Source organism: Pseudomonas sp. 67(2021), from assembly GCF_017491835.1.
Classification (GTDB): Bacteria; Pseudomonadota; Gammaproteobacteria; order Pseudomonadales; family Pseudomonadaceae; genus Aquipseudomonas; species Aquipseudomonas atacamensis.
The window spans coordinates 156,536-180,693 of sequence record NZ_JAFGYL010000005.1 but is presented as its reverse complement, the minus strand read 5'-3'; the positions used below and the strand labels follow the sequence as shown (position 1 = coordinate 180,693).

25 protein-coding genes and 3 tRNA genes are annotated in these 24,158 nt (G+C 57.6%); 16 read left to right on the top strand and 12 right to left on the bottom strand.

Going from position 1 to position 24,158, the window contains the following annotated elements; all coding sequences use genetic code 11:
- Positions 1-4: 4 nt before the first annotated feature.
- Both J5M66_RS09275 and J5M66_RS09270 read left to right on the top strand, forming a co-directional pair.
- Positions 5-700, top strand: a complete 696-nt coding sequence (locus J5M66_RS09275) for a heavy metal response regulator transcription factor (RefSeq protein WP_039760267.1) — start codon at positions 5-7, stop codon at positions 698-700.
- Positions 673-2,061 (top strand): heavy metal sensor histidine kinase, encoded by a 1,389-nt coding sequence (locus J5M66_RS09270; protein WP_039760264.1) that lies wholly within the window; start codon positions 673-675, stop codon positions 2,059-2,061. The genes J5M66_RS09275 and J5M66_RS09270 overlap by 28 nt, the downstream gene beginning before the upstream one ends.
- Here J5M66_RS09270 and J5M66_RS09265 read toward each other — a convergent pair.
- The gene (locus tag J5M66_RS09265) at positions 2,033-2,539 is read right to left on the bottom strand and encodes a nuclear transport factor 2 family protein (RefSeq protein WP_042609814.1); all 507 of its coding nucleotides are present in this window, start codon (positions 2,537-2,539) and stop codon (positions 2,033-2,035) included. The genes J5M66_RS09270 and J5M66_RS09265 overlap by 29 nt on opposite strands.
- Positions 2,540-2,618: 79 nt before the next feature.
- Positions 2,619-3,377, bottom strand: coding sequence for an SDR family oxidoreductase (locus J5M66_RS09260; protein WP_207807870.1), 759 nt, complete (start codon positions 3,375-3,377; stop codon positions 2,619-2,621).
- A gap of 168 nt (positions 3,378-3,545) precedes the next feature.
- Here J5M66_RS09260 and J5M66_RS09255 point away from each other — a divergent pair, with 168 nt between their 5' ends.
- The gene (locus J5M66_RS09255) at positions 3,546-5,057 is read left to right on the top strand and encodes an MFS transporter (protein ID WP_223631549.1); all 1,512 of its coding nucleotides are present in this window, start codon (positions 3,546-3,548) and stop codon (positions 5,055-5,057) included.
- Between the two features lies 1 nt (position 5,058).
- On the opposite strand, the gene J5M66_RS09250 is transcribed toward J5M66_RS09255, so the two are convergent.
- Positions 5,059-5,919, bottom strand: a complete 861-nt coding sequence (locus J5M66_RS09250) for a LysR family transcriptional regulator (protein WP_207807871.1) — start codon at positions 5,917-5,919, stop codon at positions 5,059-5,061.
- Positions 5,920-6,037: 118 nt separating this feature from the next.
- Between J5M66_RS09250 and J5M66_RS09245 the strand changes: the two genes are divergently transcribed.
- The 4 genes from J5M66_RS09245 to J5M66_RS09230 all read left to right on the top strand — a co-directional run bounded on the left by J5M66_RS09245 (position 6,038) and on the right by J5M66_RS09230 (position 8,581).
- The gene (locus J5M66_RS09245) at positions 6,038-6,889 is read left to right on the top strand and encodes an NAD(P)-dependent oxidoreductase (RefSeq protein WP_207807872.1); all 852 of its coding nucleotides are present in this window, start codon (positions 6,038-6,040) and stop codon (positions 6,887-6,889) included.
- A gap of 34 nt (positions 6,890-6,923) precedes the next feature.
- Positions 6,924-7,256, top strand: a complete 333-nt coding sequence (locus J5M66_RS09240; protein WP_042609810.1) for a chorismate mutase — start codon at positions 6,924-6,926, stop codon at positions 7,254-7,256.
- Between the two features lie 46 nt (positions 7,257-7,302).
- Positions 7,303-7,956, top strand: a complete 654-nt coding sequence (locus tag J5M66_RS09235) for a hypothetical protein (protein WP_110599395.1) — start codon at positions 7,303-7,305, stop codon at positions 7,954-7,956.
- A 232-nt stretch (positions 7,957-8,188) separates the two neighbouring features.
- Complete coding sequence (locus J5M66_RS09230; protein WP_009049394.1) at positions 8,189-8,581, top strand: RidA family protein; 393 nt, start codon at positions 8,189-8,191, stop codon at positions 8,579-8,581.
- Between the two features lie 191 nt (positions 8,582-8,772).
- Here the strand turns inward: J5M66_RS09230 and J5M66_RS09225 are convergent, their stop codons facing one another.
- Positions 8,773-9,291: a terminase small subunit gene (locus J5M66_RS09225; RefSeq protein ID WP_243433098.1), complete on the bottom strand. Its 519-nt coding sequence runs from the start codon at positions 9,289-9,291 to the stop codon at positions 8,773-8,775.
- Here J5M66_RS09225 and J5M66_RS09220 point away from each other — a divergent pair.
- Positions 9,268-9,474 (top strand): DUF4224 domain-containing protein, encoded by a 207-nt coding sequence (locus tag J5M66_RS09220; protein ID WP_093101817.1) that lies wholly within the window; start codon positions 9,268-9,270, stop codon positions 9,472-9,474. The genes J5M66_RS09225 and J5M66_RS09220 overlap by 24 nt on opposite strands.
- Entirely contained in the window at positions 9,475-10,506 is a 1,032-nt protein-coding gene (locus J5M66_RS09215) for a tyrosine-type recombinase/integrase (protein WP_207807873.1), read from the top strand. It abuts the gene before it with no gap.
- Between the two features lie 93 nt (positions 10,507-10,599).
- Here the strand turns inward: J5M66_RS09215 and J5M66_RS09210 are convergent.
- A tRNA-Leu gene (locus J5M66_RS09210) sits at positions 10,600-10,686 on the bottom strand.
- A gap of 490 nt (positions 10,687-11,176) precedes the next feature.
- Between J5M66_RS09210 and J5M66_RS09205 the strand changes: the two genes are divergently transcribed.
- Complete coding sequence (locus tag J5M66_RS09205) at positions 11,177-11,716, top strand: GAF domain-containing protein (RefSeq protein ID WP_016774514.1); 540 nt, start codon at positions 11,177-11,179, stop codon at positions 11,714-11,716.
- Positions 11,717-11,799: 83 nt separating this feature from the next.
- Here the strand turns inward: J5M66_RS09205 and J5M66_RS09200 are convergent.
- The 6 genes from J5M66_RS09200 to J5M66_RS09175 form a co-directional block, all read right to left on the bottom strand.
- Positions 11,800-11,873 (bottom strand) — tRNA-Cys (locus J5M66_RS09200).
- A 46-nt stretch (positions 11,874-11,919) separates the two neighbouring features.
- Positions 11,920-11,995: transfer RNA gene (locus J5M66_RS09195), tRNA-Gly, on the bottom strand.
- 60 nt (positions 11,996-12,055) lie between these two features.
- The gene (pgsA, locus tag J5M66_RS09190) at positions 12,056-12,616 is read right to left on the bottom strand and encodes a CDP-diacylglycerol--glycerol-3-phosphate 3-phosphatidyltransferase (protein WP_206420402.1); all 561 of its coding nucleotides are present in this window, start codon (positions 12,614-12,616) and stop codon (positions 12,056-12,058) included.
- Positions 12,617-12,648: 32 nt separating this feature from the next.
- A complete protein-coding gene (uvrC, locus tag J5M66_RS09185) occupies positions 12,649-14,472 on the bottom strand; it encodes an excinuclease ABC subunit UvrC (protein ID WP_024012762.1) in 1,824 nt (607 codons plus the stop codon).
- 2 nt (positions 14,473-14,474) lie between these two features.
- Positions 14,475-15,116 carry a UvrY/SirA/GacA family response regulator transcription factor gene (gene uvrY / locus J5M66_RS09180; RefSeq protein WP_024012761.1) on the bottom strand — a complete coding sequence of 214 codons (642 nt, stop codon included), beginning with the start codon at positions 15,114-15,116 and terminating at the stop codon, positions 14,475-14,477.
- A gap of 127 nt (positions 15,117-15,243) precedes the next feature.
- Positions 15,244-15,687, bottom strand: a complete 444-nt coding sequence (locus J5M66_RS09175) for a GNAT family N-acetyltransferase (protein WP_016774511.1) — start codon at positions 15,685-15,687, stop codon at positions 15,244-15,246.
- Between the two features lie 603 nt (positions 15,688-16,290).
- Between J5M66_RS09175 and J5M66_RS09170 the strand changes: the two genes are divergently transcribed.
- Positions 16,291-17,364 (top strand): 3-deoxy-7-phosphoheptulonate synthase, encoded by a 1,074-nt coding sequence (locus J5M66_RS09170; protein ID WP_024012760.1) that lies wholly within the window; start codon positions 16,291-16,293, stop codon positions 17,362-17,364.
- 17 nt (positions 17,365-17,381) lie between these two features.
- Here the strand turns inward: J5M66_RS09170 and J5M66_RS09165 are convergent, their stop codons facing one another.
- Positions 17,382-18,494 (bottom strand): hypothetical protein, encoded by a 1,113-nt coding sequence (locus J5M66_RS09165; protein WP_123442622.1) that lies wholly within the window; start codon positions 18,492-18,494, stop codon positions 17,382-17,384.
- A gap of 334 nt (positions 18,495-18,828) precedes the next feature.
- Between J5M66_RS09165 and J5M66_RS09160 the strand changes: the two genes are divergently transcribed.
- From J5M66_RS09160 to J5M66_RS09140, 5 genes are all read left to right on the top strand, one after another.
- Entirely contained in the window at positions 18,829-19,698 is an 870-nt protein-coding gene (locus J5M66_RS09160) for a triacylglycerol lipase (protein WP_123442786.1), read from the top strand.
- A 95-nt stretch (positions 19,699-19,793) separates the two neighbouring features.
- Positions 19,794-20,075 carry a peptidylprolyl isomerase gene (locus J5M66_RS09155; RefSeq protein ID WP_016774509.1) on the top strand — a complete coding sequence of 94 codons (282 nt, stop codon included), beginning with the start codon at positions 19,794-19,796 and terminating at the stop codon, positions 20,073-20,075.
- A 131-nt stretch (positions 20,076-20,206) separates the two neighbouring features.
- Entirely contained in the window at positions 20,207-22,075 is a 1,869-nt protein-coding gene (locus J5M66_RS09150; protein ID WP_123442623.1) for an extracellular solute-binding protein, read from the top strand.
- Entirely contained in the window at positions 22,075-23,136 is a 1,062-nt protein-coding gene (locus tag J5M66_RS09145) for a microcin C ABC transporter permease YejB (protein ID WP_071172270.1), read from the top strand. The genes J5M66_RS09150 and J5M66_RS09145 overlap by 1 nt, the downstream gene beginning before the upstream one ends.
- Positions 23,136-24,158 carry an ABC transporter permease gene (locus J5M66_RS09140; RefSeq protein ID WP_024012756.1) on the top strand — a complete coding sequence of 341 codons (1,023 nt, stop codon included), beginning with the start codon at positions 23,136-23,138 and terminating at the stop codon, positions 24,156-24,158. Before J5M66_RS09145 ends, J5M66_RS09140 begins: the two co-directional genes overlap by 1 nt.

Genomic DNA, 24,158 nt, shown 5'->3' with positions numbered 1-24,158 from the left:
GACGATGCATATCCTGCTGATCGAAGATGACACCAAAACAGGTGAGTACCTGAAAAAGGGGCTCGGTGAGTCCGGTTACAACGTCGACTGGACCCAGCATGGCGCTGACGGCCTGCACATGGCCTTGCATACGACCTATGACCTGATCGTGCTGGACGTGATGTTGCCCGGGATTGACGGGTTTCAGATCATCGAGCTGTTGCGCGCCAGACAAGACGTACCCGTGCTGTTCCTTACCGCGCGCGACCAGTTGCAAGACCGCATTCGCGGTCTGGAACTGGGCGCCGATGATTACCTGATCAAACCTTTTTCGTTTACCGAACTGCTGTTGCGCATCCGCACTATTCTGCGCCGCGGTGTCGTGCGCGAAGCCGACCATTTCCACCTTGCCGATCTCGAACTGGATCTGGTCCGGCGCCGCGTGACCCGCCAACAACAGGTGATCGTGCTGACCAACAAGGAGTTCGCCCTGCTCCATCTGTTTCTCCGTCGAGCCGGCGATGTGTTGTCCAGGACACAAATCGCTTCGGAAGTCTGGGACATGAATTTCGACAGCGATACCAACGTGGTGGACGTCGCTGTCAAGCGCCTGCGCAACAAGGTCGACCAGCCCTACCCGATCAAGCTGATCCATACCATTCGCGGTATCGGCTATGTCTGCGAGGTGAGGCCATGCGGTCCCGACGCCAACCCTCGCTGACGCTGCGATCGACCGTGGCGTTTGCCATGGTCGCGATGCTGGCCGTGGCCGGCGCGGGCTTCTATCTGTATCAGACGATGAAGGCCTCGGTATTGGTCTACAGCGATCACGCGGTGATGGGCCGTCTGGAGCATTTTCGCAAGCTCCTGCATTACGAACTCGCCATCGAAAAGCTGCGCGACAGCCCGCAGATTTTCAAGAACATGCTCGACAGCGAAGACGACATCTTCATCATTGAAGAGCCGGGGCAGCCACCGGTCATCCAGGTCAATCCACTCAACGTCACGTTGCCTGAACTGCCGGTGATCGGCCAGGACACAAAGCTGAGCGTCAGTGATCTGCGCAGCGGCGTGACCGACTCGGGAACAAGGCTGCGCGCCGCCTCCGTAGTCACGACGTCGGGTGGCCGTGTAGTCCGATTGACGGCCGCCCACCTTATGGGCAAGGAAATGGCGATGCTTGCAGCGTATCGCGAGCGCATCTACCTGGCCGTGGCCCTTGCCTTTCTGGCAACCGCGTTGCTGGGTTATCTGTTATTGCGTCGCGGGCTGCGTCCGCTGCGCAAAATGGCCGCCCATGCCGCAGCCATAACGCCTGAGCGTCTGCACAGCCGTATGGACAGCGCCGATACGCCGGTTGAATTGCAACAGCTGAGTGACGCCTATAACGCGATGCTTGATCGTCTTGCTCAGGGTTATCAGCGACTGACGCAATTTTCCGCCGACCTTGCCCATGAAATCCGCACGCCGGTCGGGTCGTTGATGGGACATTGTCAGGTTGCCCTTCGCCAACGCCGTAGCGAGGACGAATATCAGGCGCTGATCGCTTCGAACCTTGAAGAACTCGAACGGATCTCGCGCATCGTCGAAAGCATTCTATTTCTGGCGCGCGCCGATGAAGCGCAAGCCGTAGTGGAGCGCCAACAACTGTCGCTGCATGACGAATCACAGCGCATCGCTGAGTATTTTGAGGGTTTGGCTGAAGAGCGGCGAATGAGCTTCCAAATAACGGGCGATGGTATCGTGCTCGCTGACCCCTTGCTGCTGCGCAGAGCGTTGAGCAACCTGGTGGCGAACGCTGTTCGCTACGCTTACGAGGGCACCGAGATTCTGATACGGGTATTGGAAACCCACGGAGGAGCCCGGATTGAGGTGGAGAACCAAGGGCCGGTGCTGGGCGACGAAACCCTGGGCAAACTCTTCGACCGCTTTTACCGTGGCGATGCGTCTCGGCACCAGAATTCCGACTCCTACGGGCTTGGCCTCGCCATTGTTGTGGCCATCATGCAACTGCATGACGGCCACGTGGGTGTCGAACAGCCAAGGGCCGGGACTATTCGTTTTTCGCTGTCGTTCCCTTGAGCTGCTCGAACGGTGCAAACTGTTCTTCGCCCGCTGCGGGTACCCAATCTTTTAACGGCGTCAGGAAATGCATTTCAAAACGACGTGACAGGAACGCCCACTTTCCGTCCCGACGTTCAAACCTGTCGTGGTAAAGACCGCTGACTTGCACCGGGCCTTTTTCAATGTCATGAAACAGGCAATCCGCAGCTACCGTGCCCACTGCGCTGTCACCCTCGATTTCAATCAGCGGGTTGGCCATCCAGTGGTGCATATGGGGCATCTGGCGCCAGCTGTTTTGCGCCATCGCCAGGATTTCGTCACGGTTTCCAGCCTGGCCAAAACCCGGTAGATCCAGTGTCGACTCTTCGTGCCAGATTGAGCTAAGAAGCGAGGCGTCGATGCGGTCGAAAGCATTGGCGTAGGCGCTGATCAGCGACTCGATGGCGGCGCGACTTTCCAGGGCGTCCAGTCGGGCTGTCAGTTGTTCATTGTTCATGATGAGGTTTCCTGCAGGGGCTGCGCATAAGCGAGGAAGGCAGCCCTGCGCGAGGGCTGCGCTACGGTTGAGCACGTAGTCAGATCTGCGACAGGCCGCCGTCGACCATCAACTCCACACCGTTGACATATTTCGCATCGGCAGACGCAAGAAACAGCGCCGACGAGGCGATTTCCTCAGGCTCGGCCATGTACCCCAATGGCGTGATCTGCTCGACGTGCTGACGCAGCGCGGCGACGTCGGTTTCGCTCATCTTCAAGCCGTTATCCATCAGCGGTGTGCGGGTGAAGCCAGGGCTCAGGACATTCGCTCTGATCTTGCGACCTTTGAGTTCGTTGGCCCACGTCCTGGCAAAGGAACGTACCGCGGCTTTGGAGGCGTTGTAGAGGCTCAGTCCTTCCATGCCATTGCTGGAACAGATAGAGGCCGTCAGCACGATCGAAGCGCCATTTTTCAACAATGGCATCAACGTCTGTACAGTAAAAAAGACTCCCTTTACGTTGATGTCGAACATGTTGAAATAGGCGGCCTCGGTGGTCTCGCCCAGCGGGTTCTTTTCACAAATACCCGCATTGGCAAACACTGAGTCCAGTTGATCGCCGTGCGCCTCAATCGTCGCCTTGAGCTCGTCCAGATCAACCTGGCGCGCGACATCGGAAATGACCGCGACCGCCCTGTCGCCAAGCTTGGCCACCGCAGCCTCCAGAGTGGCTGCAGAACGCCCGGTGATGTAAACGCGCTTGGCGCCCTCGGCAATCAAACCCTGTGCAATCGCAAATCCGATCCCGGTGGACGCGCCGGTGACGACTGCGACCTGATCAGCGAATTTACCTGACATAACTGACTCCTCGATTTCGGTTGTGTGGCTCGACTGGAACCACAGTGCGGCCATTTTGCGAGGAGGCAGGGGCGCAGCGGCACTGCCATAAATGAACATTGGCCGTTCATTTATGTGAGGCGTCAGCCAGGGTTTGATCGTTTAGATTGAAGTCAGCTTATTCAAAGCATGACTCGCAATCGAAAATATTCTGGAGCCGAAGGGTTTCAGAAAGGAGACCTTATGCCTGAGAAAATAGTAGCCCTTCCGGAACAGCGGCGCTGGCTGATGTTCGCCATCCTGTTGGTCGGTGCATTCTTGCCGCCGCTGGATTTCTTCATCGTGAACGTAGCGCTGCCTTCGATTCAGCAATCGCTGGGCACGGCCTCCTCTGCCGAACAGTTGATCATCTCTTCTTACGCGGCGCTGTATGCCGTGACACTGATCACCGGCGGAAGGCTTGGCGACATCTTTGGCCGCATGAGAATGTTCTTCGTTGGCCTGATTGGCTTTGCCGTCGCCTCACTGATCTGCGGTGTCGCCGAGTCACCCTGGGTGTTGATCGCCGGACGCTCGCTGCAAGGCGTGACGGCCGCTGTCATGGCGCCGCAGGCACTCGCTTCAGTGCAGGCGATATTCCCTGAGTCGGAAAAACCCTTGGCGTTGAGCCTGTACGGTGCGGTGTTTGGTTTGGCGTCGGTAGTCGGCCAGGCACTTGGCGGGATTCTGATCTCGCTCAACCTGATGAACCTGGGCTGGCGGTCGATATTTCTGGTGAATCTACCGATTGCGTTGCTGGTCATTCTGATCGCCATCCCCGTGGTCAAGGAAACCCGCGCACCCCAGACCAGCAAGCTGGATCTGGGTGGAACGCTGTTGTCGATGGTGACGCTTGCGGCGCTGATCGTTCCACTGATCGAGGGACGTGAAGCGGGCTGGCCGTGGTGGGCCTGGCTGTCGCTGGCGGCGGTGCCACTGCTGGCCTGGCTGTTCTGGCGCTACGAAGCCCGCTTGTATCAAGCGCAAGGCGCGCCGTTGCTGAACCCTGCTGCACTGCGTGCGCCCGGGCTGGGCCGGGCATTGCTGGTGGCGCTGACTTTTTACGCGATCGGCGTGTTCTTCCTGCTGTTTTCCATCTATTTACAGGGAGCGCTGCATACGAGCCCGCTCAGTGCAGGTCTGGTCTTTCTGCCATTCGGCGCTGGTTTCTTGCTGGGGCCGCTCGCCACCCATCTATTCCGGCGTTTGCTGGGGTCTTATGTGAATCCCTTCGGAATGGCACTCGAAGTGCTGGGGTTCGTGCTATTGGCCTGGCTCGTGGCGCACACGCCAACCGCCGTCACGCCCTCTGCGCTGTCCCTTGCCGTGATTCTCTTTCTGATCGGTTTCGGACAAGGACTGGCCCTTCCGACATTGATGCGCATGATCACTGGACGCGTGGCACCGGCGTATTCCGGCATGATTGCGGGCATCACCAGTTCCACACTGCAAATCAGCACGGCACTGAGCGTAGCGATCATCGGTGGCATTTTTTACACGCTTCTGGGCAAGGACACGGACGCGGCGGCCATCACCCACGCCTTCACCGTCGCCATACTGTGCATCGCTGCGTGTCTGGTGGTAGGCGCAGGACTGAGTCTGAGTCTGGCGCGCCAATCTGCTGCAGAGCTGCAAACGGCGGCCATGCAGCCGGCAGAGTGAATCAACCGCCTGCCTGAGTGCCAATCATGACGGAGGCCAGGTCGGCAAGCGCGCGCAGACTGTCCATCTGGCGCATGTCCTGGTGGTAGCCCATCCAAATGTCGCGGCCTGGTGGCGGTTCATCTGAATCGATCAGACGCAGCGCCGTCAACTGGTCGCCCAAAGCGCGGGGCAATACCGCGACGCCCTGCCCCTGCGCACACATTTGCGCCTGGACTGTGCGACTGCTACTGGTAAACACGGTACGCGCCAGAGGGTAACGCTGCTGCAGCCACTGCACATCGGGATAATGGGACTGGGCAACACTCATGGTGATCAGACCCAGCCCGGCGCCCTGTGGCTCAGGGTCAGCAGATCCAACGGCTGCGTATAACCCGTAATTCAGGGAGATCAGCTTGCGGTGCACGATATCGGGTTCGGTGAACGGAACGATTCGAAACGCGATGTCGGCGTCGCGGCGAGCCAGATCAAACAATCGATGCCCGGCAATGACCTCGGGCACGATCAATGGATAACGCCGGCCCAGTTCACTCAGCACCGGGGCCAGCACATAACAGGCGAACCAGTCAGCGCAGGAAATGCGCAGCACACCTTCGGGCTGTGCGCTGTCCCCCGCGAGGCGCCTTTCGATGGCCAACGCACTTTGCTCCATTTCCTGCGCGAGGCTGAGGAGCTTCTCGCCGCTGTCGGTCAACACGAGACCTTGGTTGGTACGCAGGAAAACGGGTTGGCCACTGAACTGTTCCAGCACCTGCAAGCGCCGCCCCACGGTCGGATGGCTGACCCCCAACAGCTTGGCGGCAGCCCCTAATGACCCGCTGCGGGCAATCGCGAGAAAGACCCGCACATCACTCCAGTCCATGCTCCGCCCCCGTACAAAAATGAACAGTGAGAGTGCAGCAATGGCAGTGCCGTAGCAATCCCGTGCCCGACATACTTGTCTGCACTCACCGTCGTCGAATACCAACCGGAGACTGCAAATGAAGATTGGTTTTATCGGAGTGGGATGCATGGGCAGAGCCATCATTCCACTGCTCGTCCGCGCTGGCCATCACGTCTCAGCATGGAACCGCAGTCAGGCGGCGATCAAGGATCTCGAAGGCATCAGCGTTATCGAAACGCCGGCCTCGGCGTTCCAGCAAGAGGTAGTCATCACTCTTCTGGCCGATGATGCCGCCGTCAGGCAAGTGCTGCTCTCCAGGGCTGTTCTGGAAACTGCAGACAAAGCTTGCGTGCATGTCGTGATGTCGACCTTGTCGCCTTCGCTGATGTTGGAGTTGCAGCGCGAACATGAAGCCGTCGGCATGCCATTGATCGCGGCGCCGGTCTTCGGCGTGCCCGCCGTGGCGGCCAAGGGCGAGTTGAATATCCTGGCGGCCGGATCGCAGGCCGCTGTCTCGACCGTCCAACCGCTGTTCGACCTGCTCGGGAAAAAAACCTGGTATCTGGGCGACCAACCTGAACAGGCCTGTATCGCGAAAATCGCCGGCAACATGATGATCACCCAAGCCATCCAGTCGCTGGGCGAAGCCAGCGGACTCGTTCAACGCCACGGACTGAGCCCTTCGATTTTCATCAAGCTCATGACCCAGACCCTGTTCGCCTGCCCCAGTTATCAACGTTATGGGCAGAACATCGTCAGCAGCAATTTTGAACCGGGATTCAAACTGTCGCTTGGCCTCAAGGATATGAATCTGGCGATCGATGCGGGTCGTCTCAAGGGGCTGGAGTTGCCAGCGGCGGATGCCGTGCGATTGAAAATGACGTCGGCGGTAGCCAGGGGAGATGGCGACAAGGACTGGTCGGTTTTTGCTCAGCAGACGAATCATTGAGAAGCTCTTTCGAACACCTGTCACGAGGTCATTCATGGAAAACTCCGACATCGCGCGTCAACTCTCAACATTCAGGAAAACCATCGACAATATCGACGCCGCCCTCATCCACCTGCTCGCGGAACGGTTTCGCTGTACCGATGAGGTCGGATTGCTCAAGGCCCGATATCAGTTGCCTGCGGTAGACGAGGCCAGAGAGCAGCAGCAATACCAGCGTCTGGCAGCACTTGCTCAGGAGGCCGAGCTGGATACGGCCATCGTGCAGAGGCTGATGCAGTTGGTCATTGGCGAAGTGGTCGAGCGCCACAGGCAGATCGCCGCCAGGCATGCCCCGGCACCCGCCAATAACCCTGACCCTCGGGCCTGACCCCGGCGCCACTTATCGAAGCAATCAGACAAACGAGCAGAACCGCATGAAATGGCCAACGATCGAGCAAATTCGCAGCTTCACCGATTTACCCTATGGCTACAGTTGGGATTACCTGAAACGTGAGGAGATCAATGTCGCGACAGATTTTTTCCGGACATGGTTTCCCTCCATTTCGGTGGGGTTGGCAAGCCCGTTTCTGGACCAGCAGTTCTACGCAGACAACGTGGTGCTCGAAGACGATCCGGATCGAGGCATATTCGCTACCGTCGTCCGCCAGAACGATGAGATTGTCGCTATCGCCACGTGGGAAAAAATTGACGGTGCTGACGTTATTTTCGGGCGGGTCGGCGCGGTAGCCAAACCGCACAGACAAGCCAGACTGGCCGTTGCGGCCCAGGACCTTGGAGAAAAAATCGGCACGTTCATGGGCGCGGGGCTGATCTATGGCATGGCAACAACCCGCACGCCGTATATGCAACAAGCACTGGAGCAAGCCGGTTACAAAGCGGTAGGGATAATGCCTGGCTTGGACCGGGAAGAAACAGCACCTGGAATCGTGCGCAGGGTTTACGAAGTCATCTACGTAAAACGGCTCGCACCACACGCCGACTTTCTCATTCCTGCCGGTCATAACCTTACCCCTACAGTCGCGCGACTTTACGCAGATATATTTCAAGGTGATGACGACACGAACTGACGAGCCAGCCTAGCAGCGAACCAACCATCGAAATGCTTCTGATCAGTAACGCTACCGGCTCGCGCCTTTTGCATCGATCGAGGTAGCCACATTAGGTAATGAGTTCAAAAAGACTCAGCAGCGGCTAAAAGCACCTGTGGGGTTGATTAATAGATGAGAAGTGAACTGAGTGGACGCGGCTCTGGCCCCTGAGTTAGCTTTCGTAACCGTTCTAACTTGGGGCTCCGCAATCATGACTGACCGTCAGATCATTGTTCCAGATGGCATGAGATTGATCTACGAGCGCGCGGGTTATGCACCAGCAGTAAAGGTAGGAAAAACTCTCTACTGCGCGGGTCAGGTAGGCAGGACGCCGGAATTATCCGTCATTGAAGAACCTGAGCAGCAGTTTTTAGCTGCATGGGACAATCTCCGGATCGTCTTGGAGGCAGGTGGCTGTAAATTTGAAGATGTCGTAGAAATGACAACTTACCACGTCGACATGCACCGTCACATGCCAATTTTCAGACGCGTAAAGGATAAAGTATTTCCGAGAAGCACTTGTGCATGGACCTGCATTGGTGTCAGTGAATTAGCTCGACCTGGCCTTCTCGTGGAGATCAAGTGCGTCGCAGTAGAGCGATAACCCTCTGACAAGAACCTGCATATCCAGGTCTTAAAATGGGTGACTACGCATGCGGTGGTAGATTCAAAATTACACTTGCCTGCTGCATCGGTAGGCGCGTGATAACACTTTACGCCGACGGCTAATACTGACTGGAAGCAGGCGCCAATCAATTCCGATGCGAGCAGAAAAATGCCTATCAGCGGATATCCTTAGCACTCGCTAAACGCAAATCCAAAGTCATCGCTTGACACTTGTGCCGCTTCGTTAAGTCGTTGGCGCAGCGCAGCCGTTAGCTGCCTCTCCACCACCCACGGATCCGACAGCGCGGCGAGTTGTGGCGCCAATTGCGGCGACAGGCTCATTAGCGAATGATTAAGCGATCGCGCCGTTTCAAAAGCGGCTTTCTGCACAAAGCTGATTTCCACCAGCTCCCCCTGCGCCTTGCGAAACTCCATCTCAGCCATCCGCGCCAAGTAGTGCTCGCGATGTGCACGCGCTTTCTGAAAGTCCGGGGACTGCCCTTGCGCGGGATCAACGGGCGGCGGCGCAGCCATGTTGGTCGGTTCGGATTGTGTAGCGACGTGGCTGTACACATTACGCTGAAGCCGCTCCTGTTGGTGGCGAGCAGCGACGGCAGCCTTGCTCGGGTCAGCGGTATCGCAAGCGCATTCGAAGCGCTCTGTATTTCCTAGCAAGGAGGCAGCATGAACATTCAATTTCTTAGCCATGAGCAGGTCTGCGAGTTGACTGGAGCCAAAACTAAAGCCGGTCAGATTACTGTACTGAAGCGTAATGGCATTCGTCACACCATCAAGCGCAATGGCTGGCCCTGCGTGATTGCCTCGGCGCTAACAGGGGTAACTACAAACGCACCAGAAGTTCCGACGTGGCAGCCACGCTTGGTGGGATAAATGGGACGAAGACCAACAAAGCCGGGAAGCATTCCTCGCCTACGCGAGAGAAAACGCGGCAACACCACCTACTACCTTTATGACACTGGCGGGAAACCACGCAAGGAAATCCCGCTGGGTACAGATTACGGCCTAGCCATCTTGGAGTACGCAAAGCTCGAAAAAAGCCGCGTTTCTCAAGCTCTGACACAAACCGTACTTACCTTTGCATACGTGGCCGAGCTTTATATGAATGAGGTGGTACCCACGAAAGCCCATGCCACCCAGAAGGACAACGCGCGCGAACTGAAAAATCTTCTCCTGTTCTTCAACGACCCACCGGCCCCTCTAGAAGCAATCGAACCGAAACATGTCAGCCAGTACCTTCGTCATCGCGGTAAGGCAGCTCCTATTCGTGCAAATCGGGAAAAAGCGTTACTCAGCTCCATTTGGAACTTCGCTCGCGAGAACGGCTACACATCCTTGGCAAATCCGTGCTCAGGCGTGAAGGGTAATAAAGAAACCGGTCGCGACATATATGTTGAAGACGACGTCCTTGCCCGAGCCTACCAGCATGCCGATCAACCATTAAGAGATGCTTTGGACCTGTTCTATCTAACAGGTCAGAGGGTCGCTGACACATTGAAGATGGATGAGCGCGACATAAAGGACGGAAAGCTCTCCGTCCAGCAAGGCAAAACTGGGGCTAAACGAAGGATCGAAATCATTGGTGAGCTCAAAGTCGTAATAGATCGAATCATGGCGCGAAAGACCGGACAGAAAATCAGATCAACACGCCTGGTAGTAATCGACTCTGGGCAGCCGATGACGACCAGAATGCTCAGAAAAAGGTTCGATGACGCCAGGGAAGCAGCCGGGATTCCAAAAGCAGAATTTCAGATGCGCGACCTACGAGCAAAAGCGGCCACGGATAAAGAGGAGTCAACAGGGAACATCAGAGAAGCTCGAGACCAACTTGGGCACACCACCGTAGGGATGACAGAACAGTACATCCGTATGCGGAAGGGCATGAAGGTCACCCCTACGAGGTGACTAACGGTCACGAATTGCGGAAAAGATTTTTTGATTGCGGAAAAAAGAACTAAGGGCTTGCATGAGGTATGTCATGCAAGCCCTTGATATTCATGGTGCCCGAAGCCGGAATCGAACCGGCACGCCCTTACGAGCGGGGGATTTTAAGTCCCATGCGTCTACCAGTTTCGCCATTCGGGCGGTAGCGCGGTGTTGCTTTGCTCAGCCTTGCGGTTGCGATCCTGACAGGATGGCCGCTTGAAAAGCCGAGCGGGGAATATATACATCACGTCCCGGTGAAGCAAGTTTGGAGTGCGCGATTTGAGAACTAAATATCGCTGACCAAGGAAAATCAAAAAGCCTCAGAAATCAGGGAGCTACGGAGTTTGCTTGAAGTAGACGCCGAGGTTACTGGCAAATCGCAGCAACCCGACTGGAAATTGAGACGATAAACTCAAAAGATTCAGACGCTCACCATCACCTTAGCTGCACGGGTGACAGATGTTTCATCGATTGAGATTATGAGCAGGCAACCCAGGACTGGACGGGATGTCTACGCTAAAGGATGGCGCCGAAATCAATAATCAAAGGGTAATCAGCACGCCCCCCCCCCTTCAACCACGATCACGCCTCACAGAACGTCACCAGAGCAGTGCTCAGGGATGTACAAGCAATCAGGAGATTTGATTCCATGCAAATGAGTGACACCGTTCTAAAAGCGTCTTTAAGCCAAGAGGAGCGCTCGGCGATCGCCGAGATCGAAGCGACCACCAATATCCTGCAACTTGTCACCCGTCTGACCGGTACACGCTTTGCCGGCATCGCAAAATTCACTGAAACAGAGTGGATCGTTTGTTCGGCGTACGATCCGATTGAACTGGGAATAAATGTCGGCGATACGCTGGATCTGGAAACCACCCTTTGCAGTGAGTTTCGACGAAATCCGCAAGCCCTCTTCCTTCCACAAATCAGCCAGGATGGACGACTTTCGTCACGTCCTGTGGTGAAGCAATATTCGATTGAAAGCTACGCAGGCGCGCCTGTTTTCCTGCCGGACGGGAGACTCTGGGGTGCCTTATGTGCTCTGGACTCAAGGGCTGTTCTGTTTGACAACCCCGATCTTGCAGAGACATTGACGCTGTTCGCGCGGCTCATTGGCTGCATCTTTTTCTCGAATCTCACGGTGGAAGGTGCCAGCCACATCCAGACCGGATCGTGCTTGACTGATTGACCCTCCGCAAACAGGTGAGCACCACACTTTTCTGCAGACAACAAAAAACCCCGTAGATCATTGATCTACGGGGTTTTTGATAGTGGAGGCCGAGGTCGGAATCGAACCGGCGTAGGTGGATTTGCAATCCACTGCATAACCATTTTGCTACTCGGCCTCAAAGTCTTTGCTGTCAGTAGCACAACAACAAACACTGTACAAATTGGAGCGGGAAACGAGACTCGAACTCGCGACCCCGACCTTGGCAAGGTCGTGCTCTACCAACTGAGCTATTCCCGCTTGGTGTGGCGCATTCTATAGAATTAAGATGCCCCGTCAACCCCTTGATTCAAAAAACTTTTATTTATTTTCGACATCGGTCTTCAGGTGCGGCCAGGCGGCGCGAAGGTATTGAACCATCGACCACAGGGTCAGCCCTGCCGATACGATCAGCAGCGTATAACCGAGCACGACCCAGAAGCTGAATGCCTTTGGATGAGCCAGCAGAATCACCAGCGCGAGCATCTGCGCAGCGGTTTTCCATTTGCCCAGATTGGAAACGGCTACCTGCGCTCGTGCGCCGAGTTCGGCCATCCATTCGCGCAGTGCCGAAATCACGATCTCACGACCGATGATGACCGCCGCTGGCAGCGTCAGCCAAAGATTGCCGTGTTCCTGCACCAGCAAGACCAGGGCAACAGCGACCATCAGCTTGTCGGCGACCGGATCGAGAAACGCCCCGAACGGTGTGCTCTGCTCCAGTCGGCGCGCCAGGTAACCATCGAGCCAGTCGGTTGCGGCCGCGAAGGCGAACACCGAAGCGGAGGCCATGTAACTCCACTCGTAGGGCAGATAGAACAGCAAAATAAAGATCGGGATGAGCAGGACGCGTAGAACGGTAATCAGATTAGGGATATTCATCGGCACAACTGGCTACGAGGTGAAGGGGCATTCTACTCACTATGCAGGTTCGCATAAATCGACTCAGCGAGCTTTTTACTGATCCCCGGGGCTTTGGCGATCTCTTCGATGCTTGCACGAGACAGCTCCTGCAATCCACCAAAATGTTTCAACAGGTCACGGCGGCGGGTCGGCCCTACCCCTGCCACGCCTTCCAGCGTTGAGGTTCGGCGGGTCTTGCCGCGACGAGCGCGATGCCCCGTAATTGCGAAGCGGTGCGCCTCATCGCGGATCTGCTGAATCAGGTGCAAGGCGGGTGAATCGCCGCGCAAGGTGAACTCGTGGGCTGCATCATTCAGATACAACGTTTCGAAACCGGCCTTGCGCGTGGCGCCTTTGGCGACGCCCAACAGGATCAGATCCGGCACGGCCAATTCGTTGAGCACATCACGGGCCATCGACAATTGACCCTTGCCACCGTCGACCAGCAGGATGTCCGGCAACTTGCCTTCGCCGTCCTTGAGTTTGCTGAACCGGCGGGTCAGCGCCTGGTGCATGGCCGCATAATCGTCGCCGGCGGTGACGCCTTCGATGTTGTAGCGGCGGTAATCCGACTTGATCGCACCTTCCGGCCCGAACACCACGCAGGAGGCAACCGTAGCTTCGCCGCTGGAATGACTGATGTCGTAGCATTCCAAACGTTGCGGCGGCTCATCCAGATTCAGCACTTCGGCCAGCGCGTCGAATCGCGCGGCGGTGTGCTGACGGTTGGCCAGACGCGCGCCCAAGGCTTGCTCAGCGTTGGTCACTGCCAGTTGCTGCCAGCGCGCACGGGTACCGCGCACCCGGTGACTGATGGCCAATTCGCGGCCGCGCAAGGTATGAATCCCTTCGATCAGCGCTGGAAAATCTTCGTGAACCACATTCACGATCAACTCGCTCGGCAAATCGCGCTCGGGGCTGCTGATGTAGTACTGGCCGAGAAACGCCGCCATGACTTCGGAAACGTCTTCCTCGATGCCGACCTGCGGGAAAAAATTCTTGCTACCCAGCACTCGCCCGCCGCGCACGCTGATCAGGTGGACACAGGCGCCGCCTGGGTTGACGAATGCGGCAATAACGTCGATATCGCCGGTTCCGCCTTCCATGCTTTGCTGGTCCTGCACCCGGCGCAGCAAGGCGATCTGGTCACGCAATTCGGCCGCGCGTTCGAATTCGAGATTGATCGCTGCCTCTTCCATCGCGGTGGACAGCTCGTTGGTCAGCGCGTGGCTGCGACCTTCGAGGAACATCACCGAGTGGCGCACGTCTTCGGCGTAGACGTCAGGCTCGACCAAACCCACGCATGGTGCCTTGCAGCGTTTGATCTGGTATTGCAGGCACGGACGGGTGCGGTTCTTGTAATAGCTGTCTTCACACTGACGGACGAAAAAGGTTTTTTGCAGGATGCTCAGGCTTTCGCGAATGGCGCCGGCACTCGGATAGGGGCCGAAATACTTGCCCTTGGCCTTTTTTGCGCCGCGATGGATGCTCAGGCGCGGAAACTGTCCGTCGGAGAGAAACACGTACGGATAGGATTTATCGTCGCGCAGCAGGATGTTGTACGGCGGGCGCCACTCCTTGATCAGCGTCTGTTCCAGCAGCAGCGCTTCGGTTTCGTTGGCGGTGATGGTCGTCTCGACCTGAGCGATACGCCCGACCAGTGCAGCCGTTTTCGGCGCCAGCCCGGTCTTGCGAAAGTAGCTCGCCAGACGTTTCTTCAGGTTTTTCGCCTTGCCGACATACAGCAGGCGCGCCTCGCTGTCGAACATGCGATAGACGCCCGGGCGACCGCTGACGGTCGACAGGAAAGCACTGGAATCAAATGTCTCGGTCATGGTCAGGCGCTGGCATCCACCATGCCGTGACGCACCGCGAGCAGTGTCAGCTCGACGTCGCTGCTGATCGAAAGCTTCTCGAAAATGCGGTAGCGGTAGGTGTTCACGGTTTTCGGCGACAGGCACAACTTGTCGGAAATGATCTGGACCTTCTGGCAGCCGACAATCATCAAGGCAATCTGGATTTCCCGCTCCGACAAGGCATCGAACGGCGAATCATTGGTTGGCTGGAATGATTTGATCGCCAACTGCTGAGCGATCTGGGGACTGATGTAACGCTGCCCGGCGAAAACCAGCCGAATGGCCTGAACCATTTCCGGGAGACCTGCCCCCTTGGTCAGGTAACCGGCGGCGCCGGCCTGCAGCAAACGCGTCGGGAAAGGGTCTTCCTCGCACACCGTAACGGCAACCACCTTGATGTCCGGGTGGCTGCGCAGCAGTTTCCGTGTGGCCTCGAGGCCGCCGATGCCGGGCATCTTGACGTCCATGAGCACTACGTCAGGCTTCAATTCACGGGCTTTGATCAGGGACTCTTCACCTGACTCGGCCTGACCCACCACCTGCAGGCCATCGATATCGGCCAGCATCCGTGTAATGCCTGTACGAACGAGATCATGGTCGTCGACCACTAGCACCCTAATCAAGCAGACACCTCGCGATATGGTCTTATTGGGATGCCGGACACCTTAGCAAAAAGTGCCAGACAGACCTAGCGGAAAGCCGCATTTAAAAAGTTTCAATTCGTCATTCAGGGCTTGCCGGCTGTGGGTTTCAGAGCACAGCTGTACTCAAATCGAGCTGCATTCTGAGGAAACACTCATCCCTGCCCACGATGTGCAGTCCTTTAGATGCATACAGTTTTTGCGCCGGGTTATTGTCAAACACTGTCAGCCGCAGTGCCGGTCGCCTTGCCTGCCGAGCCATCTCGATCACCTGATCAATGGCCCAGGAACCGGCGCCCTGCCCTTGCCACGGATGATCAATCTGCAATTCGCGTATGTACAGCGCTCGGGCATCCTCGCTCAGACTGACAAAGCCGATCAGCAGTTCATCCTGGAGGATCATCCAGTTCTCACGATACTGCCAGCCTGCGTCGAATGCCTCGTCCTGCCACAACAGATCGTGGTCAATGTAATAGCGCAGCATGTTGCGACAGGTCAGATCCCGCGCAAACGCAAGATCATCATGGGTGGCATGCCGAATTCGATAACTCATTCAGCTCTCTCCAATCGTAAAAATGTACTTTAACCAGATCGTTTACCAGTGATAGCCGTTTCGCTCGGCACGCAATAGCATTTTCTGATTGCTGACGCGTATCAGCGTCGAGTAAGCTCGGCGTATTCATCGGAGACAGACCATGTTCAACGCCTCTTCACAGTCTTGCATCGCCAGCGCCTCGCGCTCGATTGCGGCTGCGTGGGTCAACGACGCCTGCGCTCCAGACAACTTTTATTTTGGGTATTGGTTTAGCCACTGGCGCGCCTGATACCCAAACGGCGCCCATGATAACGGGTCGCCTACCAGAGATTTCTCAACCCCCGGTCGGCCTCCCGACCGGGGGTTTTGTTTTTTCAGGCCCATCACTTTCAGCGACACACCACACTTCGAGGATTCCACCATGAACTACGCCACTTATTACCGTTACGACAGCTTTAGCGCCTGGCGATTTACCAGCCTCCGCTCGGGACAGCCTGCCGCCTCCGATCGGTCACCTACCGGTGGCAAACACACACGCCTAGCCCGTACGGCCATTTGTCGAACACCCCAGTAGGGCCGAGTGCGCGGGAAAAACCCGCCATCCGCCCAGGAAGACCGAACATGAACTCTTCAGTTTCCGCTTTGCCGCTGTCCACTCTCGACTCTGCCAACGAAGCGCTGACCCTGCGTCTGCCCAGTTCATTGCAGCTCAAACAGCAATTACCGCTCAGCCACTCCTTGCATCAGCAGGTCAATGCCCATCGCCAGGCGGTGCGCGCCATCCTCGACGGTGAAGACCCGCGCCTGCTGGTCATCGTTGGCCCCTGCTCTATCCATGATCCGCAGTCGGCAATCGAATACGCCAGCAAACTCGCTCGCCTGGCCGAAGATGTCAGCGGTGAAATGCTGCTGGTCATGCGTGCCTACGTCGAAAAGCCGCGAACGACGATCGGCTGGAAAGGTCTGGCCTACGATCCGCATCTGGACGGCACTGACGATATGGCTGCCGGTCTGACGCTGTCGCGCGAACTGATGCTGGAAATGATCCGGCTCGGACTACCGGTCGCTACCGAACTCCTGCAACCCATGGCCGCCAACTACTTTGATGACCTGCTGAGCTGGGTGGCCATTGGTGCCCGCACCACCGAATCGCAAATCCACCGCGAAATGGCCAGCGGCCTGAACATGCCGGTGGGCTTCAAGAACGGCACCGACGGCGGCGCCGCCGTTGCTGTCGACGCCATGCGCTCGGCAGCCCATCCGCATCGGCACTTCGGCGTCGACAGCCAAGGGCATCCGGCGATCGTGCAGACAGCCGGCAACGCTGACACCCACATCGTGCTGCGCGGTGGCCATCAAGGGCCGAACTACGATGCAACCAGCGTGGCCAACATCAGCGCCGAGCTCAGCAGACTGAAGATCCCCAGCCGGATCATGGTCGATTGCAGCCATGCCAACAGCGGCAAGGATCCACTGCGCCAGCCAGCAGTCTTCAATGACGTCCTTGAACAACGCCTGCGGGGAAACCACTCGCTGATCGGCATGATGCTGGAATCTCACCTGTTCGAAGGCTGCCAGCCGCTGAGCAGCTCTCTAAGCTACGGCGTATCGATCACCGACGGCTGCCTCGGCTTCGATGCAACTGAGCGATTGCTGACCGATGCCGCACGACGCGTCGCACAAGCCGAACGTTGATCGAACCGCCCTCCCGCTCATTCAAAGCGCGGAGGGCCGGCATTCACTGGCAAAGCCTCCACGCTGATTTGCCTAACGGGGGATTGCTGACTGACATCGTCCAGACGCTCCACGGTGTAGGCGATCTGCACCGTTGTGCCGTGATGTTCACGCCAGAACCGGTGAGGGACAATGAAACACACCGCTTGACCAGCCGTCTCCCGCGTAATTTCAAGATCATCCCGGTGACTGAAGAACTCACCGTCACACTTGAGATAGACCAACTCATCCTCTTGCACCTGCGCCCCTTCGATGAGAACGGAAACGCCGTCGACCGAATCCTTCAGTGACAACACGTTTTCAACTGCCTCGACGACATCCGGCGCAGGCAATTGCGCACGCACTGCAGGCCCTAGGAAAACCGTGGCAGGCTCGGACGCTCGAACCGTTCCACAGCGTTGTTCGACACGGTAGGCGACGACCACTTCACCACCTCGGTGAGCTTCGATGTAGCTACCCGGCACCCAGAACGACAGGCATTGCGCGACGGAGTAGGCCTCCACGTTCAATGAGTCGGTAAAGATCTCGGGCGAGGTATCGCCGTGCCAGGACAACATCACCCGATCGCCCGCCGACATCCTCGCGTAAGGCTGCAGAGTCACCAGGGTGCCCTCGGCCACTCGCGATGGCTCCAGCGCTCCGTTTACCGAGCCTTCGATCTGTGGCGCCAACAATTGCGTGCGTATGTCGCCCACAGACAGTTGCAGGCGTGCAGATTCCACTGCCTTGGGCGCGGACGCACTTTGCAGTGTCCAGTAAACCTCCAGCGAGCCTCCATCCAGCGCAGCCACATGCATGGCCTTGATGACGAAGATTACGTCCCTGCCGACCTGAGCCTGGCTGATGAATCGAACACTCTCGTATTGATAGGTGAAGCCTTCGATATCCAGCCCCTCCCAATACAGCATCAACTGATCGCCGCAGCTCATGTTGGCATAAGGAGAAATGCGAACGATGGCTTTGACCACTGAAGGATCCAACACGCTCCCACTGAGCCCGTCAATCATCGGCGCGACAAGAGTTTCGATGGACACTTCGGCAACCATCGGCTGACGCATCCGCCAGCAAAACTCGACTTCATGGCTATTCATTTTCGTTTCCACTCCCTGGAAAACGTGCCGCCCCGAATGGCGACACTGACATCTACATTGAGGACTTCTTCGAATGTTCTTGATGTCAGCCGAATACACCGCAACGACGGCGCAAGCGCTACTCGCAAGGTAGGCAACCGGGGCGTTCGCGCTGTTATGCCGACAAACGACCCACTGAACTTCCGATTCGGATTTCACAGCTCTCCGAAATTTCGTACGCCTCGTAGTCCATTTTCAAACACAACGCGAAGCCTCTTCGTACTTCCTCAGCGACAGGGGTGTTTTAGAGTGGCTCGGTGATTTCCCGATGAACTTCTACGAAAAAGGTAAGAACATGCAACGGAATGCTACAACTCGTTATCCCATCCTGTTGGTCCACGGTCTGTTCGGGTTCGAGCGTATCGGTCATTTCGAGCTGTTCCATGACGTCAAATCCGCGCTGAAAGCAGCTGGCTGTCGATTGTTTGTTCCACACCTTTCGGCCACCCATGACAATGAAATGCGGGGTGAGCAATTGCTGTCACAGATGGCCTGCGTGCTGCGAGGCACAGGCGCGAAGAAAGTCAACCTTATAGGACACAGTCAAGGTGCACTCGCTGCACGCTATGCGGCAGCGCTTGCACCAAACGTCGTCGCTTCAGTCACCTCCGTCAGTGGTCCGAACCATGGTTCGGAGCTCGCCGACTTCCTGCGCAAGGCACTGGTCCCGGGCAAGCTGCCGGAGGTCGTTGCACAAAACGTGGCGACGCAATTTGCCGATTTGTTGTCGCTGCTCAGTGGCAGCGTGGCACTGCCACAGAATGCAGTGGCCGCACTCAACGCACTGACCACCGTCGGCGTCGGTCAATTCAATGACAAATTCCCACAAGGCCTGCCACACGCCTGGGGCGGTCACGGCCCGGAGCAAGTCAACGGCGTGCGTTACTACTCGTGGAGCGGGGTTGTTGCGCAATCCAGGCTGCCGGCGCTGGATCCGGTTCAAGCAACCTGCCGCGTCCTGTCGCAGTATTTCACCACCGAACCCCAGCAGAATGACGGCTTCGTCGGACGCTTCAGTAGCCATCTCGGCCAAGTGATACGCTCTGATTATCCAATGGATCACCTGGCGAGCTTGCGGCGCAGCCCGGGCGTAACCGCGTCTTCGCCGGACCCTATCGAGCTGTACGTCGAGCATGCCCGGCGCCTGCGTGCGGCGGATCTTTGAGTAGAGTCAGGGAATCAGAATGGAACTTTGCCGAGAATTCACCGACTGATTCCGGTACGCTCCACCTTTTATTGAAACAGTTCGGAGAATTCCCCATGGCCAAAGCCACTGCCCGCCACATCCTGGTTTCCAGCGAAGACAAGTGCAACGAACTCAAGGCTCAGATCGAAGCCGGCGCCGATTTTGCTGAAGTCGCCAAAGCCAACTCCAGCTGCCCATCCAGCCGTCAGGGCGGTGACCTGGGTTCGTTCGGTCCTGGCCAGATGGTCAAGGAATTCGACACCGTGGTGTTCAGCGCGCCGATCAACGTCGTGCAAGGCCCGGTGAAGACCCAGTTCGGTTACCACCTGCTGGAAGTCACCAGCCGTCAGGACTGATTCGTCGTTCTGTTGCTGACAACGGCCCACCCTTTGGTGGGCCGTTGTGTTTCGGTTACATATACGGCTGGCGAGTGGCGCGCCGCTCGCGTACAACTTGCGCTTATCGATTTTGCGTTCCAAGGCTGACGATGCGACTGGTTTTTCCCACACTGATGCTCACCGCCCTCGCCCTGCTCACGGGTGCCGCCGGTGCGACCGCTGCCCCGCAACACGCACTGACCGTTTACGGCGAACCGGCCAAATACCCCGCCGGCTTCGGCCATTTCGACTACACCAATCCGCAGGCGCCGAAGGGTGGGACGATGCGGCGCTCGGCAATCGAAATCGGCCACTTCGATCATCTGCTGCCCTATATAGACAAAGGCATCGGCGTGACGCAGATCGACGGCCTGCTGTATTCGCCACTGGCCCAGCGCTCGCTGGATGAGCCCTACACGGTGTATGGTCTGGTGGCGGAGAAAATGGAACGCTCTGAAGACGGTCTGTCGCTGCGCTTTTTCATCAACCCGAAGGCGCGCTTTGCCGATGGCAAACCGATTACCGCCGAAGACGTTCGCTACACCTACAACCTGCTGATGACCCAGGGCAGCCTGCGTTATCGCACCCAGTTTGCCGACGTCAAAGGCGTCGAAATCGAGGCACCACTGACCGTGCGCTTCGATTTCAAAAGTAACGAAAACCGCACCCTGCCCCTGGATATCGCGACCCTGCCGGTGTTCCCCGAACACTGGTGGAAGAGTCGCGATTTCGCCGGCGGCGGTGGTTATGAGCCGCCGCTGGGCAGCGGGCCGTACCGGGTCGGCAAGGTCGACTCCGGGCGCAGCATCACTTTCGAACGCAATGGCGACTGGTGGGGCAAGGACCTGCCGGTCAGTCGCGGCCTGTACAACTTCGACCATTTCAGTATCGAGTACTTCGGCGACACCGATGTCGCCCGTCAGGTGCTGCGTGGCGGTGCCTATGACTACAACCGCGAGTTTTCCGCGACCGGCTATTCGATCGGCTACGACAGTCCCGCCCTCAGCGATGGCCGTTTGCAGAAGGCCCACCTCGCCACTGAAGCGCCGCAATCGGCCCAGGGTTTCGTGTTCAATCTGCAAAAGCCGATGTTCCAGGACCGCCAGGTACGCCAGGCACTGGCGATGCTCTGGGACTTCGAATGGAGCAACCGGCAGATGATGCGCAACGTCTATATCCGCCAGCAGAGCTACTTTTCCAACACCGATCTCGCCGCCCGACAGTTGCCCGACGCACAGGAACTGAAAATCCTTGAACCACTGCGCGATCAGATTCCCGAAGAAGTGTTTACTAAAGTCTTCGAGGCGCCGAAGACCGACGGCAGCGGCATCATCCGTGACAAGCAGTTGCAAGCCCTGCAACTGCTCGAGCAGGCCGGCTGGAAACCGGATGGCGATCAACTGGTCAACGGCGCCGGCGAGCCGCTGAGCTTCACTTTTCTGGTCAGCCAGAACGGCATGGACCGCCTGCTGTTGCCCTACAAGCGCACGCTGAAGCAGATCGGCATCGAGCTGAATATCCGTCGTATCGACGCCTCGCAATACGTCAATCGCCTGATGAGTCGCGACTACGACATGATCGTCACCGGCTACCCCGTTACCACTTCTCCGGGCGGTGAGTTGCTCAACTATTTCGGCTCGGCAGCGGCCAACGATCCCGGCGCGAACAATTACATGGTGTTGAAAAACCCGGCGGTCGACACCTTGATCAACGGCCTGATCCGCGCCTCTACTCAGTCGGACATGCTGCATTACGCCCATGCGCTGGACCGGGTGCTGCAATGGAATTACTACTGGATTCCCAACTATTACCCGCCGGGCACCTCGACCGTGTGGTGGAACCGCTTCGGCATTCCCACGGTGCAGGCGAGCAATGACGAAGCCATCGAGAGCTGGTGGGAAATCAGCCGCACGCCACTGACCAATCAGCAGATGACCGCCGAGAAAATCAGTCGCGGCAGACCCGGAGGGCCGCACTGATGTGGGGTTACATACTGCGGCGCCTGCTGCTGATCATTCCGACGCTCGTGATCATCCTGCTGGTCAATTTCGTCATCATCCAAGCCGCGCCCGGCGGACCAGTGGAACAAGCCATCGCCCATCTGCAAGGCATTGGCGGCGCCAGTGTCGGCGGCGGAGCCGGCGAGACATCGAGCAACGCTTCGCGCGCCAGCCGTGGCCTCGATCCGCAATTGATCAAGGACATTGAAAAACAGTACGGCTTCGACAAACCGGCCCACGAGCGCCTGTGGCTGATGCTGAAGAATTACGCGCAATTGGACTTCGGCAAGAGCTTCTTCCGTGGTGCAACAGTTACCGACCTGATTCTGGAAAAGATGCCGGTGACCATTTCGCTCGGATTGTGGGCGACGCTGATCACCTATCTGGTGTCGATCCCGCTGGGCATCCGCAAGGCTGTGCACCACGGCAGCCATTTCGACATCTGGAGCAGCACGGCGATCATCATCGGTTACGCCATGCCGGCGTTTCTGTTCGCGATGTTCCTGATCGTGGTATTCGCCGGCGGTACTTCGTTGAACTGGTTTCCGGTGCGCGGACTGGTTTCGGACAACTTCGAATCGCTATCGACGCTGGGAAAGATCGCCGATTACTTCTGGCATCTGGTGCTGCCGGTCACCGCGCTGGTGATCGGTGGATTCGCGACTCTGACGATCCTTACAAAAAACTCGTTCCTCAATGAAATCACCCGACAGTACGTAGTAACAGCCCGCGCCAAAGGCTTGAGCGAACGCCGCGTGCTGTACGGACACGTGTTTCGCAACGCGATGCTGTTGGTGGTTTCGGGGATACCACAGGCGTTCATCAGTGTGTTCTTCGCCGGCTCGCTGCTGATCGAAGTGATCTTCTCCCTCGATGGCCTTGGGCGCATGAGTTACGAAGCAGCGGTATCGCGGGACTATCCAGTGGTGTTCGGTTCGCTGTTCATCTTCACCCTGTTCGGCCTGCTGATAAAACTGATCGGCGACCTCTGCTACACCCTGGTCGACCCGCGTATCGACTTTGCCGCGAGGAATGCCTGATGTTCAAGCTCTCGCCTTTGGGTCGTCGCCGTTTCGAACGCTTCAAGAAAAACCGTCGTGGCTGGTGGTCGCTGTGGCTGTTCATCGGCCTGTTCCTGCTGACGCTGGGTGGCGAATTGATCGCCAACGACAAACCGTTGATGGTCAGTTATCAGGGCCAATGGTACTTCCCGGTGTTCAAGCGCCATACCGAACAGGAGTTCGGCGGGCAACTGCCGTTCCAGGCCGATTACCGCAGCGAGTACGTGCAGAATCTGATTCGCAAGGACGGCGGCTGGTTGCTGTTCCCGCCGATTCCGTTCAGCGACGACACGCCCAACTATGACCTGAACAAACCGGCGCCGAGTCCGCCGACTTCGGTCAATTGGCTTGGCACCGACGATCAGGCGCGCGATGTGCTGGCGCGGGTCATCTTTGGTGCTCGGGTATCGATTCTGTTTGCCTTGATGCTGACTTTCGTCAGCGCGCTGATCGGCATCGCCGCCGGCGCATTGCAGGGGTATTACGGTGGCTGGGTCGACCTGCTCGGACAGCGCGTGCTGGAAGTCTGGTCGGGGCTGCCGGTGTTGTATCTGCTGATCATCCTCTCCGGGTTCGTCGAGCCGAATTTCTGGTGGCTGCTGGGGATCATGGCGCTGTTTTCCTGGTTGGCGCTGGTGGACGTGGTGCGCGCCGAGTTCCTGCGCGGGCGCAATCTGGAATACGTCAAAGCCGCACGCGCCCTGGGCCTGACTGACCGCAAGGTGATCTTCCGGCACATTCTGCCCAACGCAATGAACGCGACGCTCAGCTACCTGCCGTTCATTCTGACCGGGGCGATTTCAACGCTGACCGCGCTGGATTTCCTCGGCTTCGGCATGCCGGCCGGCAGTGCCTCGCTGGGCGAACTGATCGGTCAGGGCAAGCAGAACCTGCAAGCGCCGTGGCTCGGGTTGACCGCGTTCTTTACCCTGGCGTTGATCCTTTCGTTATTGGTATTCATCGGCGAAGCGTTACGTGACGCTTTTGACCCTCGATCCTGA